The organism is Streptococcus mitis (assembly GCF_001579035.1).
GTDB classification, from domain to species: domain Bacteria; phylum Bacillota; class Bacilli; order Lactobacillales; family Streptococcaceae; genus Streptococcus; species Streptococcus mitis_J.
In genome coordinates this window covers 6,697-7,939 of sequence record NZ_KQ970287.1, presented here as the reverse complement: position 1 = coordinate 7,939, position 1,243 = coordinate 6,697, and the positions used below count along the sequence as shown (strand labels likewise).

Sequence of the window (1,243 nt, the reverse complement as noted above, 5' to 3'; positions counted from 1 at the left end):
CATCTCGCCCTTGACCACCCCCTTGATATCACTGGTCTGGGAATACAAGTCTAAGACTTGCTCGATACTCTGCCTATCCTTCCCTTCTAGGGACTGGGCAATAGCTGTCGCTTTCTGGCCAATTGTTTCCTGACGATGGGTCAGATAAGTCGAGGGAAAGAGAAAATAAATAGCTAAATGAAGGCAAATAACCAGAACACTAAAAATCGAGAAGGTATAGATAAATATCTTTGTAAATAAACCTGTTCGTTTCATTTTCGCTCCAATTTATAACCAACATTGCGCACAGTGAGGATGCAGTCCAAGCCTAGCTTTTTCCGCAGTTCCTTGATATAAACATCAATGACACGATCAAAGGGAACCTCATCTGTCGCTTTCCAGACGGCATCGATTATCTGAGACCGAGTCAAGGCACGTCCTTCATTTTTCACCAGATAGTCCAGAATTTCCAACTCTTTGGCATTGATAGGTACTTCTTGACCTGCGAGGCTTGCACTGTAGCTCTCAAAATCCACCTTGGCATCCTTATAGGAGAAGATTCGTCCTGTATCGTAGTAGCGCTTAAAAATCGCATCCACCCTCACTTTTAAGAGGGAGAGGGAGAAAGGTTTTTCCAGATAGCCATCTGCTAGCGAAGCAAAGGCACTCATCTTGTATTCCTCATCCTGAAAAGCGGTCAACATCAAGACAGGGACTTGGCTGGTTTTGCGAATCTCAGCTAGCACTTCCAGACCATTGAGTTTAGGCATCTGGATATCCAGTAAAACCAAGGCCACTTCATAGCTGGAAAATTGCTCTAAGGCTTCTTGCCCATCTGCAGCCTCAATGGTTTCATAACCGCAATCTGTCAAATAATCACTGACCCCCTCACGGATCATTTCTTCATCTTCTACAATTAAAATTTTCATACTTTAACTGCTCTCTATTTTTTATTTTTCTTAGAATAACTACCTACTCTATTTTCTATTATAGTCTCTTGCTGGCCTTTTGTCTGTAAGCAACTGACCACTAGATAAAACAAAGAGAGCCTATCGCTCTCTCTGCTTGCATTTCACTCCCTATGGAATGAAAATTATTTAGCTGCTTTTGAAAATGTTACAACGTAGTTATAATCTTTCCCATTAGCTTGATAGACATAGTCCTCTTTGAAAGTATAGCCGTGTTTGCGCAACTCTTCTTTCTTAGCATCAACTTGGCTCTTGACAGCTGATTTAACCTGTTCATTTGATAAACCTTCCGCAAT

The 1,243-nt window shown here is 41.7% G+C and carries 1 protein-coding gene and 1 pseudogene; both read right to left on the bottom strand.

What is annotated here, in order from left to right; translation table 11 throughout:
- Positions 1 to 255: pseudogene (locus tag SMIDD26_RS04445) on the bottom strand (sensor histidine kinase); the annotation flags it as partial.
- Entirely contained in the window at positions 252 to 908 is a 657-nt protein-coding gene (vncR, locus tag SMIDD26_RS04440) for a response regulator transcription factor VncR (RefSeq protein ID WP_061439184.1), read from the bottom strand. The pseudogene SMIDD26_RS04445 and the gene vncR, both read right to left, overlap by 4 nt.
- Between the last annotated feature and the right edge of the window lie 335 nt (positions 909 to 1,243).

Excerpts from the sequence above, each read along its gene's own strand:
- vncR (WP_061439184.1), bottom strand. The coding sequence starts at position 908 with ATGAAAATTTTAATTGTAGAAGATGAAGAAATGATCCGTGAGGGGGTC.